The sequence below is a fragment of the Duganella guangzhouensis genome (assembly GCF_009674535.1).
Classification (GTDB): Bacteria; Pseudomonadota; Gammaproteobacteria; order Burkholderiales; family Burkholderiaceae_D; genus Rugamonas; species Rugamonas guangzhouensis.
On sequence record NZ_WKJK01000006.1, the window covers coordinates 13708 to 27751 of the forward strand.

The following is a 14044-nucleotide window of genomic DNA, read 5'->3' on the forward strand; positions in this document are numbered from 1 at the left end:
CTCTTAGTTCCTGAACGGGAATTTGAAGGCGGCGAGCAGAGCTTTCGCTTCGCCGTCGGTCTTAGCGGTGGTGGTGATCGAAATATTCATACCACGCAGCGCATCGATCTTGTCGTACTCGATCTCAGGGAAGATGATCTGCTCTTTCACACCGATGTTGTAATTGCCACGACCATCGAAGGCCTTGCCATTCACACCGCGGAAGTCACGCACGCGTGGCAGCGCCACGGTGATGAAACGGTCGAGGAACTCGTACATGCGAGCGCCACGCAGGGTGACCATGGTGCCGATCGGATAGCCTTCGCGGATTTTGAAACCGGCGATGGCTTTACGGGCCTTGGTGGTCACTGGCTTCTGGCCGGCGATCTTGGTCAGGTCGCCAACAGCGTGCTCGAGCACTTTCTTGTCGGCGATGGCCTCACCCACACCCATGTTCAGGGTGATCTTGGTCAGACGCGGAACTTCCATCACCGACTTGTAGCCGAATTTCTCGGTCAGGTCAGCGACGACTTTTTCTTTATAGAATTCTTGGAGACGTGCCATGATTTCTTAAGCCTTCACTACTTCGCCGGACGATTTGAAGACGCGGACTTTTTTGCCGTCGACATCTTTGAAACCTACCCGGTCTGCCTTGCCAGTCGCTGCATTGAACAATGCAACGTTGGACACGTGAATCGGCATAGTCTTGTCGACGATACCACCTTGTACGCCAGTCATTGGGTTCGGCTTGGTCGCTTTTTTAGCGACGTTGACGCCTTCAACCACTACGTGTTCTGCGTCTACGCGACGCGAAACGACGCCGCGTTTGCCCTTGTCTTTACCGGCCAGAACGATGACTTCGTCGTTTTTACGAATCTTATCCATTACTGACTCCTTACAGTACTTCAGGTGCCAGGGACACGATCTTCATGAACTTTTCAGTGCGCAGTTCGCGGGTCACTGGTCCGAAGATACGCGTACCGATCGGTTCCAGCTTGGCGTTCAGCAGCACGGCGGCATTGCCGTCGAACTTCACCAGGGAACCGTCTTGGCGGCGAACACCTTTAGCGGTGCGCACTACCACGGCGTTGTAAATTTCACCTTTTTTGACACGGCCACGTGGCTGAGCAACCTTAACGGTTACTTTGATCACGTCACCAATGCCAGCATAACGGCGCTTGGAACCGCCCAACACCTTGATGCACATGACTTCCTTGGCACCGGTGTTGTCGGCTACTTCGAGCCGGCTTTCAGTTTGAATCATAATATTCTCTTTCCCAACTTAAGCCGAAGAATCCACACAATGCGGACCTGCGGTCAGTCTTGGTCCCGCCAGCCTACTCTTGCCGAGTCGACTGCTTGGGTGCTTGACCTTCGTACTGCATACTGACCGCACGGTTCAGCGTCTGTGGCCAGACACTTTGCGGCGTTACATGAACGAAGCCCACGAGTATTACACACAACTCGCGGGCTTGCAAGAACTAATTGAAAATCGCCACCCCGGCCACAACAGCCGGGGCGGCGACGACTTCAATTAAACGATTTGTGCGGCTTGCACCACACGGGTCACGGTCCATGCCTTCGTTTTGGAGATCGGACGACCTTCGGTGATTTCCACCGTATCACCGGCTTTCACCTGGTTGGTCTCGTCGTGGGCGTGATACTTGGCCGAACGAACGATGATCTTGCCATACAGAGGGTGTTTCACGTGACGTTCGATCAGAACGGTAACGGTCTTGTCCATCTTGTCGGACACAACTTTACCGATCAGCGTACGCTTCAGCTTTACTTGCTCGGTCATTTTGCTTCCTTCGTGTTCAATACCGTTTTTACGCGTGCGATATCGCGACGTACCTTTTTGAGCTGCGAGGTGTTGCTCAGCTGTTGCGTCGCGGTTTGCATACGCAGGCCGAATTGTGCCTTCAACAGGTCATTCAGCTCTTTCTGCAGAGCTACCTGGTCTTTGCCGCGGAGTTCAGATGCTTTCATAGTTCACTCCTGTTATTGACCAACTTGACGGACCACGAAAGTGGTCGCCAGTGGCAGTTTGGCAGCGGCCAGGCGGAATGCTTCGCGCGCCAGTTCTTCGCCTACGCCGTCCATCTCGTACAGGACTTTGCCTGGGCGGATTTCAGCGACGTAGTACTCTGGATTACCTTTACCGTTACCCATACGGACTTCAGCTGGCTTGTTCGAGATCGGTTTGTCTGGGAAGACACGGATCCAGATACGGCCACCACGTTTGATGTGACGGGTCATGGCACGACGCGCCGCTTCGATCTGACGCGCGGTGATACGGCCACGAGCCACGGCTTTCAGGCCGAACTCGCCAAACGACACGTTGGTGCCGGTGCCATGCGAAATGCCGGTGTTACGGCCTTTCTGCTCTTTACGATACTTTCTGCGTGCTGGTTGCAGCATGATTATTCTCCTGCTTTCTCGGCTGGCTTGGCAGCGCGGCGGGCGCCACCAGCACCAGCTGGACGTGGACGACCAGCTGGCTTGCCGTCTTCACGACGTGGGCCACGTGGCTTTTTCTCGTCTGGCGGGGTATCGATCACTGGTGCTTCGCCGGTCGGCGAGCGGTCACCTTTGTAGACCCACACCTTGACACCGATGATGCCGTAGGTGGTCGAGGCTTCCGAAGTGCCGTAGTCGATGTCAGCGCGCAGGGTGTGCAGTGGCACACGGCCTTCGCGATACCATTCGGTACGGGCGATTTCGATGCCGTTCAGACGACCCGAGGACATGATCTTGATGCCCAGGGCGCCCAGACGCATCGCGTTCTGCATCGCGCGTTTCATGGCGCGGCGGAACATGATCCGTTTTTCGAGCTGCTGAGCGATCGAGTCGGCGATCAGCTGCGAATCGATCTCTGGCTTGCGGATCTCTTCGATGTTGACGTGCACCGGCACACCCATGATCTTGGTCAGCGCCGACTTCAGGACTTCGATGTCTTCGCCTTTTTTACCAATGACCACGCCTGGACGCGAGCTGTAGATGGTGAAACGCGCGTTCTTGGCTGGACGCTCGATGACGATGCGGCCGACCGAAGCGTTCTTCAGCTTGGCTTTCAGGTAGGTACGTGCTTTCAAGTCTTCGTTCAGCATGGCGGCAAAGTTACCATTGCCAGCGTACCAACGCGAAGCCCAGTTACGGGTTACCGCCAGGCGGAAACCAGTTGGATGAATTTTCTGACCCATCTTGGCTCCTTAGTTGCCGACGGTCACATAAATGTGACACGATTGTTTCGAGATACGATCGCCACGACCTTTTGCACGCGCGGTGAAGCGCTTCAGGATCGGGCCCTTTTCAACGTAGATCGTTTTCACGAACAGTTCGTCGATATCGGCACCATCGTTGTGCTCGGCGTTGGCGATGGCCGACTCCAGCACTTTCTTGATGATGGTGGCGCCTTTTTTCGGGCTGAACTGCAGAATGTTCAGCGCGGCGTCAACTTTCTTGCCACGGATCAGGTCAGCAACCAGACGGCCCTTTTGGTCCGACAGGCGCACGCCTTTGAGGATAGCTTTGGTTTCCATTATTTCTTCGCCTTCTTGTCAGCGGCATGGCCTTTGAACGTGCGGGTCAGCGCGAATTCGCCGAGCTTGTGACCAACCATGTTCTCCGACACGTACACCGGTACGTGTACCTTGCCGTTGTGAACAGCGATCGTCAGGCCGATGAAGTCAGGCATGATGGTCGAGCGACGGGACCAGGTTTTGATTGGCTTTTTGTCTTTGGTCGCTTGCGCGGCTTCGACTTTTTTCACCAGGTGGGCGTCACAGAACGGCCCTTTTTTCAATGAACGAGTCATGATTTATCCTTATTTCTTGCCGCGGCGCGAGACGATCATCGAAGAAGTGCGCTTGTTGCTGCGAGTCTTCTTACCCTTGGTCTGTTGGCCCCATGGCGAAACAGGGTGACGACCAGCTGCCGTTTTACCTTCACCACCACCGTGCGGGTGATCGACCGGGTTCATGACCACACCGCGCACGGTAGGACGAACACCGCGCCAGCGCATCGCACCGGCTTTACCGATCTTACGCAGGCTGTGTTCGGCATTGCCGACTTCACCCACGGTGGCACGGCACTCGATGTGCACGCGACGGACTTCGCCCGAACGCAGACGCACCTGAGCGTACGTACCTTCGCGTGCCATCAGCACCACGCCGGCGCCGGCGGTACGGGCCATCTGGGCACCCTTACCTGGCAGCATTTCGACGCAATTCATGACGGTACCGACTGGAATGTTGCGGATCGGCAGGCAGTTGCCCGACTTGATCGGCGCTTCCGAACCGGTCATGACGCTGTCGCCTACCGCCATGCCTTTGGTGGCGATGATGTAGGTGCGGGCGCCATCGGCGTAGCACAGCAGCGCGATGTGCGCGGTGCGGTTAGGATCGTATTCGATACGTTCCACTTTCGCCGGGATGCCGTCCTTGCTGTTACGCTTGAAGTCGATCACGCGATAGTGCTGCTTGTGACCACCACCGATGTGACGGGTGGTGATGTGGCCGTTGTTGTTACGGCCGGCAGTTTTCGATTTTTTCTCAACCAGAGCGGCGAACGGACGACCTTTGAACAGGTCGCTGTTGACCACTTTCACCATGCCGCGACGGCCTGGGGAGGTTGGCTTCATCTTAACGAGTGCCATTATTTAGCCTCCTCGGTGAAATTGATTTCCTGGCCTGGTTTCAGGCACACGAAAGCACGCTTGGTGTGGTTGCGACGGCCGATGTGGGCGCCCGAACGCTTCTGCTTGCCTTCGCGGTTCACGGTTTGCACCGAGGCCACTTCGACTTTGAACAGCAGTTCGACGGCAGCCTTGATTTCCGGCTTGGTCGCGTCTGGGGTCACACGGAACACGATCTGCTCGTTCTTTTCCGCGACCAGGGTGGCCTTCTCGGAAATCACTGGCGCGACCAGCACTTTCAGCAGGCGTTCTTCGCTAAATTTCAATGCGCTCATGCCAGCATCTCCTCAATCTTCGCCAGCGCAGCCTTGGTCACCAGGATCTTTTTGTAGAAGACCAGCGACATTGGATCGGCGTGACGTGGCTCGACAACCAGCACGTTCGGCAGGTTGCGGGAAGCCAGTTCCAGGTTTTCGTTGGCGGTGTCGGTGATGATCAGCACGGAGTCGAAGCCCAGGCCGGTCAGCTTTTGCGACAGCAGCTTGGTTTTTGGTGCTTCGATCGACAGATCTTCGATCACGACCAGACGGTCTTCACGGGCCAGCTGCGACAGAATCGAGCACAGACCAGCGCGGTACATCTTCTTGTTCACTTTGTGGGTGAAGTTCTCGTCAGGCGAGTTCGGGAAGATGCGACCACCGCCGCGCCACAGTGGCGACGACGACATACCTGCACGAGCACGGCCGGTGCCTTTTTGGCGCCATGGCTTTTTGGTCGTGTGGTGGACTTCTTCACGGTCTTTTTGCTTACGGTTGCCGCTGCGAGCATTGGCTTGGTAGGCAACGACGATTTGGTGGATCAGCGCTTCGTTGTAGTCGCGGCCGAACACGGTATCAGCGGCGGCAACATTGGCAGCGGCTTGACCTTGAGCGTTCAAGAGCTTGAGTTCCATCGATTAAGCTCCCTTCTTGGCTTTAACTTTAACGGCAGGCGAGACCACTACTTCACCGTTCTTGGCGCCAGGAATGGCACCCTTGACCAGCAGCAGCGAACGCTCAGCGTCGATACGGGCGATTTCCAGGTTCTGCACGGTCGTGGTGACATCACCCATGTGACCGGTCATGCGTTTACCTGGGAACACGCGGCCTGGATCCTGCGCCATACCGATGGAGCCAGGAACATTGTGCGAACGCGAGTTACCGTGGGTTTGACGACCCGAAGCGAAGTTGTGACGTTTGATGGTACCGGCGTAGCCTTTACCGATCGACACACCTTGCACGTCGACTTTTTGACCGACTTCGAACAGCGAAACGGCGACAACTTCGCCAGCTTTCAGTTCGGCGGCTTTAGCTGCGTCAACGCGGAACTCTTTCAGCAGAGTACCAGCTTCAACACCGGCTTTAGCGTGGTGACCCGCAACAGCTTTGGTCACGCGGGAAGCGCGACGTTGACCGAATGCGACCTGAACTGCGGTGTAGCCGTCAGTTTCAGGAGTTTTGATTTGCGCAACACGGTTGTTCGATACGTCAACCACGGTGACTGGGATCGAGTCCCCGTCATCGGTGAAGATGCGCATCATACCAACCTTGCGACCGAGGAGGCCAAGGCTCATTTTTTCTCCAATTCCCACCTACGATTGGGCGGGGATATGTTGAACTACAAAAATAGTACGGACCATAAAAAAGACGAATCCATACCGAAGCCGGCTAGTGTACTGTGATTTGCCCCTTGACGCAACAACTTAGTACGAGGTATGTCAGTTTTTTCGCAGCCCCTGGCAGATCAGTGGCGCAACCAGGCACCATGCGGGCTGCAGCGCGATTCGGGGCCCGCCTGGCGCATGGCAAACTTGCCAAGTTTGTGCGTCGGGCGCACGCGGAAACAGCGCGGCTGGCAAAAAAAAAGACCAGGCGCGTCGCCTGGTCTTTCGCTTCCGGCCCGGGATCAGGCCGGGCTGGAGGTCATGCCATCGATCAGAAGAACGCGTAGGTGGCGCTCAGACCGATGCGGCGCATCTGGAAGGTGTCCAGATAGCCGGCACGCCAGTTGATCGGCGCCGGTTGATCGAACAGGTTGTCGACGTACAGGCGCAGCTTGGTATTTTTGATACCGCTGTAAGTCAGGTTGTAGTCGACCGTGGTATTGCTGCCAGTGTGGTTGCAGGTGTCCACATAGGCCGCCGCCACGTTGTTGGTCGCGCAATAGGTCGGCGAGTCCTCGCTGTTGTTGCTGTGACCGCTGGAGTAGTTCAGCGTCATGCCATGGTCGAACTGGCCATTCTTCAGGCTGGCGCGCAGCTTGGTTTTCAGACGCGAACCGTAGTCGTAGTTGCCGGCCAGGTTGGCGCCGTAGGCGTTGTCGGTGACGCTGAATTCCTGGTATTTCCACAGATAGGAACCTTCCAGTTTCAGACGCACCAGACCCACTGGGGTGTTGAAGCGGCCCGAGGCGTCGAAGTCAAAGCCCGAGGCGCGGGTCTTGCCGCTGTTGACGTACGGGTTGTACAACAGGCCGATGGCGCCGACGCCGCCGAAGTTCATGGTGTTGCCCGGCGCGTATTTGTTAACCAGCGCCAGGAAGGAGTTATCCGACGCCGAGTTGTCGACGCGTACCAGCTGGCCGGCCGGCAGGCTGTCTTCGCCGCGCAGGATGTCGGCCACCGAACGGGTGCCGATTTCATCCTTGCGCTCGATGTGGAAGTAATCCAGCGCCAGGTTCCAGTTCTTGATCGGTTCCCATACGAAGCCGACGGTGGCCGAGCGCGAGGTTTCCGGTTTCAAGTCCTTGTTGGCGGACACGAAGGTCGGGATGCCGGCCAGGCAATCGTTGTTCTGGAAGGTGTTGCCCTGCGCCTTGTCGGCGCTGGTGGCGGTCGCGCTGTTCTGGATCAGCTTGTTCAACGCGCTGGCGATCGAGCAGCGTTTTGGATCGCTGATCTTGGTCGCGAACGAGCTGCGGCCCAGGCCGTTACCGGTTTCCACGATGTTTGGCGCGCGGAAGCCGCCGGCCAGGGTGGCGCGCAGCAGCAGGCTGTCGGTGGCGTCAAAGCGCAGGCCCAGTTTCGGCGAGAAGTGGACGTCGCTATTGGTCGACTTGTCGGCGCGCACGGCGGCGTTCAGTTCGATCTTCTTGGTCACCGGCAGGTTGGCTTCGGTGAACAGCGCGTAGTGGTCCATGGAATCGTCGACCTGCAGGCCGGCGATGCCGACCAGATCGCCGCGCAGCACGTTGTCCGAGCTGGTCATCTGGTATTGCTCGTGACGGATGTCGGTGCCGAAGGCAACCGTCATCGGACCGGCCAGCAGTTGCATCACTTCACCCGACACGGTGCCGTTGGCAAAGGCGATCTTCGATTCGCCGGTGGTGGTGCGCACCGGGAACATCGATTCCAGCAGCGCCGCATCGTTCTGCTGGCCGAACTTGTAGGTGCCGTTGACGATGGCGTCGGTGTAGCCGGTGGCGCTGACAGCGCGGGTGGCCTTGGTGGCTTTGGAATTCATCCAGCCGGCCGACGATTTCCAGTCCCAGCCGCTGACTTCGCCGTTCAGGCTCAGCATGACGCGCGACTGCTCGGATTCGGTGCGGTTGAAGTTGAAGCCGTTGCCGGTGTCCATCAGGCGGGCGCGGTATTCGGTGGCGGTCGCGTACGGGTTCATCACGTGGCCGACCGGCAGTTTCGGATAGCTGAACGGACCGACCATTACGCCGTCAATCGCGTTGTACCAGGTGCTGGTCGAGCTGGTGGCGCTGCCGTTGCTCACCGAGAAAGGCGCGACGATGTAATCGTTGCTGGCGGCGGCGTTGGTGATTTCCAGATTGGCGTCGATCGATTTGCCGATGCGGAAGTGGGTGTTGCTGGCCAGCGCGTAACGCTTGGCGTTGGTGGCCAGGCCGGTGTACGGCAGCGCGTCCCATTTGCACAGACCATCCTTGGCATCGATCGCAGCGCTCGGGCAGCCCGGCGCGGCCACGATGTTGGTCGAGCTCAGGTAGTAGTTACCGGTGGGCGAGTACGAGCTCTTGGCGTCCCAGGTCGAACGGCCCGGGGTCAGGCGGTGCCAGTCCGGCACGTTGCTCTGCAGGTCGCCGTACGAGTAGCCGTCGCTCTTGTAGGCTTCGTAGCTCAGGTAGGTGTTGAAACCGTTGCGGTCGATGTCGCCCCAGCCGACGATGCCGGCCACGCTGCGGTTACGCTGGTCGCGGAAGTTTTCGGTTTCTTTGTAGTTGCCGGTGATCTGGGCGCCTTCAAAGTCTTTTTTCAGGATGATGTTGACCACGCCGGCAATCGCGTCGGAACCGTAGATCGCCGAGGCGCCGTCTTTCAGGATCTCGATGCGCTCCACCGCGTAGGCGGGAATCGCGTCCAGGTTGGTGAAGTTTTGCTGGGCGCCGTCGGCCAGGCCGTACTGCGCGATGCGCTGGCCGTTGACCAGCACCAGGGTGGCGACCTTGCCCAGGCCGCGCATGCCAACCGCCGAGGAACCGGTGGCGAAGCTGCCCGAGCTGCTGCTGGCCGAGCTGATGTCGGTCGACATCGCGGCCGACGAGTTCAGAATGCCCAGCACGGTGGTCTCGCCGGTACGGGCGATGTCTTCACTGTTCAGGACTTGCACCGAACCGGCGGCTTCCGCCTGGGTGCGCTTGATGCTGGAACCGGTGATCTCAACCCGTTGCATCTTGGGTTCAGCGGCTTCCTGTGCTGCGGAATATTGCGAAAATGCTACGCCCAACGCCATAGCGATGGCGCTCTTCTTCATGCTGTAATTCAAAACTACTCCCTGATGTGGTTTTTCTTTGCGCTTTTGAAAGGATCGGTTCTATGCCGACTATCACTTTCAACGTCGAAGGCGCAATTTCGCATAACATTGCCAGTCGCACAAAGCAAAAACAGGTGTTTTTTATGGTCTTACTAACTTTTTCCCGTATTTTTGTTGTTTTCCAGTGCAAAAATGAACTTGGTATTACATTGGAGTTGTAGCAAAAATGCCAAATATAATCAGGGTGAATAAAAAAATCGCAGGCCGCCTGTACGGCGCGGCCTGCGTCAAGTAGCGGGGCGTGTGGCGCCCCTCCCCCTCTCGGTGCAGCAGAGACTGATGCCTGTCCTAGCGGTTCAGGCGGTTAAGCAGTAGTGCGCGCAGACGGCGCGCTTCATTCTCGTCCAGCGGCGTTGTCAGCGGTCCGCGCGCGGGCGGCGGGATGTGCGCGACCTCGGCGCCATCGCTGTCGAATACGTAATGACGGAAGACTTCCTGCCACGCCGCGCGCTGCGCCGGCGGCAGATCGCGCACGCTCAGCAGCGCCAGCATCAGCGCGCTCAGCGGCGTGTCCATCCACTCCGGCGACTGGCGCCACCAGTAGTTGATGAGAATGTTGAACCGGTCCAGCCCTTCAACGTGGTGCCACCACATGCTGGGAATGAACAGCGCGTCGCCCGCTTCCAGTTCGGCCCACTGGGCCTGCGCCAGCGCTTCGGCAAAGCGCGGATAGCGTTGCAAGTCCGGCTGGTGCAGGTCGACCAGGCTGACCGACTGGCCGGCCGGCGTGAAATCCAGTGGGCCGACATACAGATTGGCCAGCTGCTCGGGCGGGAATAGCGTGAAGCGGCGGCGACCGGCCGCCACGCAGGCCAGGTTGTCCGGCACATCGTAGTGGGCCGGCACACGGGTGCGGTTGCCGATCCAGATGCTGGCCAGCGGATCGCGCGCGCCGAAGTCGAGATCGTTCTCGGCGCGCAGTCCCGGCAGGCAGGTGTCGATGGTGGTGGAGCCGACGTAAAAAGTCGGTGGTTGCGGGGCGTCCAGATGGGCGCGCAGCACATCCAGCACCTGGTCGAAGCGCACCATCTGCGAGCTGAAATTGAAGCCATCCAGCTGCTCGTTGTAGAAAATACGCCCCGCCGCCTCGGGCGGAGCGTGCGAAGCCAGCACCGTGGCGTCGCGGTAGTAACAGCGCAGATACGCATCGGCGTCGCGCACCGAGGTGCGGGCCGCTTGCACCAGCGGCCAGTCCGCCACCAGGCCGCGCAACACCAGCGGCGTGCTGGCGTTGAGGATGTGGTCGGGCAGCGCGCCGCCGCCGCGCAACGGCCGGCCGTCAATCTCCGCGATCGCTGTGATGGTCGATGACATGAATGCTTTCAACAAATGGCCGCCGCCGAAGCGGCGGCCAGTGGCACTACAACTACATCAGAACTTGTAGCGCACGCCCACCATGTAACGCGGTCCGGCCTGCGTCACATTCAGGGTCGACGCCTCGGTCCGGCCATGCTGACGCGTGGTGGCGTCGGTCAGGTTGATGACCTCGGCCTGGAAGCTCAGGTTCTTGTTGAAATTATAGCCAATGCTGACGTCGACCTGACCGTAGGCATCGGTATAAATCGGCGCCGCGCGATTGCTGGCGTCGGTGGTCGCCGCCAGGAACGAGTCGCGCCAGTTGTAGGCCACCCGCACCGACCAATCATTGTTCTCAAAGATACCAACCACGTTGGCCGAATTGCTCAGCCCGAGAATGGCGAACTGGTCGTTGACGTCGGCGTTGTTGTACTTCAGCGGCGAGTGCACATAGGTGTAGTTGGCCTGGATGCCGAAGCCGCTCTGGCCGAACATATGCTGCACATTGACCTCGGCGCCACTGACGTTGGCCGACTTCTGGTTGGCGTAAGTGGTGGTGGAGAACTGCAGCAGCGGATCGGTCGACAGGCCGGTGATGGTGCCGTCCAGATGGCCGTCCCCTTTGGTGCCGGTCTTCGTGACGCCAGGCTGGCCGTTATAGTTGCTGAGGATGTAGTCGCGGATGCAGTTGGTATCGGCCACGGCACAGCCGCCGGCGCCAATCGCCGCGTTGTAGTAGGCGCCGCCCACCGGCGTATGCAGGTCGTACAGCGACTGCGTCACCAGCGTCTGGCCGGCGTAGTTGTCCATCTTCTTGTGGAAGTAAGCCAGCGACATCAAGCTCTGCTTGTCGTAATACCATTCCCACGACAGGTCCAGATTCTTCGACTTGACCGGTTTTAGCGCCGGGTTGCCGACCGAGGCGGTGCCGCCGGTGAACACGTTGGCGATGGTGCCCAGCGTCAGGCCACCCTGCAGCTGGTCGTAGCGCGGCCGGCCGATGGTGGCGCCGGCGCTGGCGCGTACCTTCATGTCGGAGCGCACGTCGAAGTCGAGATTCAGCGCCGGCAGCACATTGGTGTAAGACGCGTCGGTATTGCTGAATGCCTGACCGCCAAACGTGATCGGCAATTCATTCTGCGATCCCCACACCACCGCCGTGCCAGGCAGCACCTGGGCGACCGAATTGACCTTGGTTTTTTCCACCCGCAGACCCACCGACGAGTGGAACGGGATTTTGGTGTCCCAGTCGGTGTTGAAGGACAGGTAGCCGGAGGTGGTCTTCTCTTCCAGCGTGCGGTCGGTGTCCGGCGTGCCGAAGTTCGGCAGGTAGGCGGCCTGGTTGCCGACCGCGTTGGCCGTGACCTGACGCACGGTCGCGAAGTCGAAGGTGTACAGGGTGGCAAACAGATTCGGCGAATTGGCGCCGCCCAGCTTGTTGAAGAAGGACGACAGCGAATTGGCCTGGAACAGGCTGGCTGGATAGTCCGAGGCCTTGGTGGCGCCGCCCCAGGTGTTGTTCTGCACGCTGGAGTAGGTCGAGCGGTTGCTGGTGTCGGTGTAACCGACGCCGAAGTTCAGGTTGGAACTCTCCAGCAGCTCCAGACTGGCTTTCGCCTGCGCCTGCTTGACGATCGATTTCTGATAGCTGTTGTGGAACCATGAACCGGCCGCCTGTATCGGCGCGTTGACCAGGTCGGCCGCCGGCATGCTCAGGATCGGCAGCTCGTGGGTAAAGTCCAGCGAGGTGGTGCCACGGCTGAAGCTGGCGTTGGACAAATCGTTCTCGCTGCCGAACGGGCTGTCGGCGCCGGATTCGGCGGTCGAGTGGTGGGCGTCGAATTCGACTTTCAGGCCGGGCCGGGCTTTCCACACGGCGTTGAAACCCAGCGACTTGTTCTTGGTCTTGGTCGCATAATCGCCGCCAATCACCGAGATATCCTGCGGCGCGTTATAGACCTCGGAATAGGTCAGCGGGCTGACCACATGGCCGCTCGGCCAGCTGCTGGTCGAGGTCGGCGTTTGCGCGAACCAGACGCTGAGCTCGTTACGCTTGGTCTGGATCTTGTTTTCCGAATAGGTGTAGTCGACCGTGGTGGTCAGTTCCTTCACCGGGCGGAACTGGAAGGTCAGCTGGGCATTGGTGCGCTGACGCTGAATCGCGTTGACGCCATAGCCCATGTTCTGCGGAATCGAGTACAGCGCGTCCTGCGCCGGACGGTTGGTGATGTTCTCCGACCCCAACTGGCCGGGCTGCGGCAAGGTCTGGCCTGCGATCACGGCCGAGCCCAGATACGGTCCCTGATAGCCATTCGCCAGGCCGGCGCGATTGAAGCCGGAATTGCGCGACTGGTAGCTGGCGCTCAACGCCACGCCGAAGCGGCCGTCCTCGCTGGTGTTGGAATAGATGCCGGAAATCTCGGGCGTGACCTTCTTCCCTTTCAGCATGTCGGGCACGTGGTCGTTCGAGGTGTCGTACACGGCCTTGGCGCCGACGCTGGCGTGCAAGCCCGGATTGTCGAACGGACGCGCGGTCATCACATTGATGGTGGCACCAATGCCGCCGGTCGGGCTGTCGGCGCGGCCGGTTTTGTAGACCTGCAGCTGCGAAATCGCTTCCGAAGCCAGGTTGGAAAAGTCGAACGAGCGGCCGGACAGGTCGCTCAGGTCGGTGGTTGGCATCTGGCGGCCGTTCAGCAGCACCAGATTGAAGTCCGGGCCAAGGCCGCGCACGGTGACCTTCTGCCCTTCGCCATTGCTGCGGTCGATCGACACACCGGAGATCCGCTGCAGCGATTCGGCCAGATTGGTGTCCGGGAATTTACCCATGTCCTCGGCCACGATGCCGTCCACGATGCCGTCCGCATTGCGCTTCAGGTTCAACGTCGATTGCATACTGGCGCGGATGCCGGTCACCACCACCGACGGGCCAATGGTACCGTCGCCGGGCGTCGGCGCGGTGTTCTGGGCATAGGCCGGTGCCAGCGAAGCGCAGGCGCCGGCCACCGCCAGGCTGATCAGCCGACGCTGGCGCGGCGGGCTTGAAAACGTTTTCATAAAAGTACGCACATCATCTCCTTATTTTTGATTTATACCGGCATTGTGTTGCCGGGTTGATTCCTACTCGGTGACTGCTGGGTAGTTCGGTACTGGCGTGCTGCGGAAAACGGGACGGCGGGGTGATGCCCACCGGAGTGACAAATTAGACAAGTTGAGAATATGAGAAACGGTTCCATTCGTCAATCGGTCGAACAAATACGCACCGAAACGGCGCGCGCTGTGTTGTAAAGCCGCACCAGCCGAGGGCGGCGGCATG

General features: G+C 59.3%; 16 protein-coding genes. All 16 read right to left on the reverse strand.

The window, feature by feature from the left end; genetic code table 11:
* Positions 1 to 3 precede the first annotated feature (3 nt).
* Entirely contained in the window at positions 4 to 543 is a 540-nt protein-coding gene (rplE, locus tag GJ699_RS12675; protein ID WP_154376714.1) for a 50S ribosomal protein L5, read from the reverse strand.
* 6 nt (positions 544 to 549) lie between these two features.
* Complete coding sequence (rplX, locus tag GJ699_RS12680) at positions 550 to 864, reverse strand: 50S ribosomal protein L24 (protein ID WP_056151015.1); 315 nt, start codon at positions 862 to 864, stop codon at positions 550 to 552.
* A gap of 10 nt (positions 865 to 874) precedes the next feature.
* Complete coding sequence (gene rplN / locus GJ699_RS12685; protein ID WP_050409761.1) at positions 875 to 1243, reverse strand: 50S ribosomal protein L14; 369 nt, start codon at positions 1241 to 1243, stop codon at positions 875 to 877.
* A 270-nt stretch (positions 1244 to 1513) separates the two neighbouring features.
* Positions 1514 to 1780 (reverse strand): 30S ribosomal protein S17, encoded by a 267-nt coding sequence (gene rpsQ / locus GJ699_RS12690; protein WP_072786815.1) that lies wholly within the window; start codon positions 1778 to 1780, stop codon positions 1514 to 1516.
* Positions 1777 to 1968 (reverse strand): 50S ribosomal protein L29, encoded by a 192-nt coding sequence (gene rpmC, locus GJ699_RS12695; protein WP_092280170.1) that lies wholly within the window; start codon positions 1966 to 1968, stop codon positions 1777 to 1779. Before rpmC ends, rpsQ begins: the two co-directional genes overlap by 4 nt.
* Positions 1969 to 1980: 12 nt before the next feature.
* On the reverse strand, positions 1981 to 2400 hold the full coding sequence (gene rplP, locus GJ699_RS12700) for a 50S ribosomal protein L16 (protein WP_154376716.1): 420 nt from the start codon (positions 2398 to 2400) through the stop codon (positions 1981 to 1983).
* 2 nt (positions 2401 to 2402) lie between these two features.
* Complete coding sequence (gene rpsC, locus GJ699_RS12705) at positions 2403 to 3182, reverse strand: 30S ribosomal protein S3 (protein WP_154376718.1); 780 nt, start codon at positions 3180 to 3182, stop codon at positions 2403 to 2405.
* 9 nt (positions 3183 to 3191) lie between these two features.
* Entirely contained in the window at positions 3192 to 3524 is a 333-nt protein-coding gene (gene rplV, locus GJ699_RS12710; protein WP_174864456.1) for a 50S ribosomal protein L22, read from the reverse strand.
* Complete coding sequence (gene rpsS, locus GJ699_RS12715) at positions 3521 to 3796, reverse strand: 30S ribosomal protein S19 (RefSeq protein ID WP_093556914.1); 276 nt, start codon at positions 3794 to 3796, stop codon at positions 3521 to 3523. Before rpsS ends, rplV begins: the two co-directional genes overlap by 4 nt.
* A gap of 9 nt (positions 3797 to 3805) precedes the next feature.
* Positions 3806 to 4636: a 50S ribosomal protein L2 gene (rplB, locus tag GJ699_RS12720; protein ID WP_110846390.1), complete on the reverse strand. Its 831-nt coding sequence runs from the start codon at positions 4634 to 4636 to the stop codon at positions 3806 to 3808.
* A complete protein-coding gene (rplW, locus tag GJ699_RS12725; RefSeq protein ID WP_154376720.1) occupies positions 4636 to 4950 on the reverse strand; it encodes a 50S ribosomal protein L23 in 315 nt (104 codons plus the stop codon). Before rplW ends, rplB begins: the two co-directional genes overlap by 1 nt.
* Positions 4947 to 5567 carry a 50S ribosomal protein L4 gene (gene rplD / locus GJ699_RS12730; protein WP_154376722.1) on the reverse strand — a complete coding sequence of 207 codons (621 nt, stop codon included), beginning with the start codon at positions 5565 to 5567 and terminating at the stop codon, positions 4947 to 4949. The genes rplW and rplD overlap by 4 nt, the downstream gene beginning before the upstream one ends.
* A gap of 3 nt (positions 5568 to 5570) precedes the next feature.
* Entirely contained in the window at positions 5571 to 6227 is a 657-nt protein-coding gene (gene rplC, locus GJ699_RS12735; protein ID WP_154376724.1) for a 50S ribosomal protein L3, read from the reverse strand.
* 361 nt (positions 6228 to 6588) lie between these two features.
* Positions 6589 to 9372 (reverse strand): TonB-dependent receptor plug domain-containing protein, encoded by a 2784-nt coding sequence (locus GJ699_RS12740; protein ID WP_154376726.1) that lies wholly within the window; start codon positions 9370 to 9372, stop codon positions 6589 to 6591.
* A 348-nt stretch (positions 9373 to 9720) separates the two neighbouring features.
* On the reverse strand, positions 9721 to 10746 hold the full coding sequence (locus GJ699_RS12745; protein ID WP_154376728.1) for a cupin-like domain-containing protein: 1026 nt from the start codon (positions 10744 to 10746) through the stop codon (positions 9721 to 9723).
* A 57-nt stretch (positions 10747 to 10803) separates the two neighbouring features.
* On the reverse strand, positions 10804 to 13785 hold the full coding sequence (locus GJ699_RS12750) for a TonB-dependent receptor (RefSeq protein ID WP_154376730.1): 2982 nt from the start codon (positions 13783 to 13785) through the stop codon (positions 10804 to 10806).
* Positions 13786 to 14044: the final 259 nt, after the last annotated feature.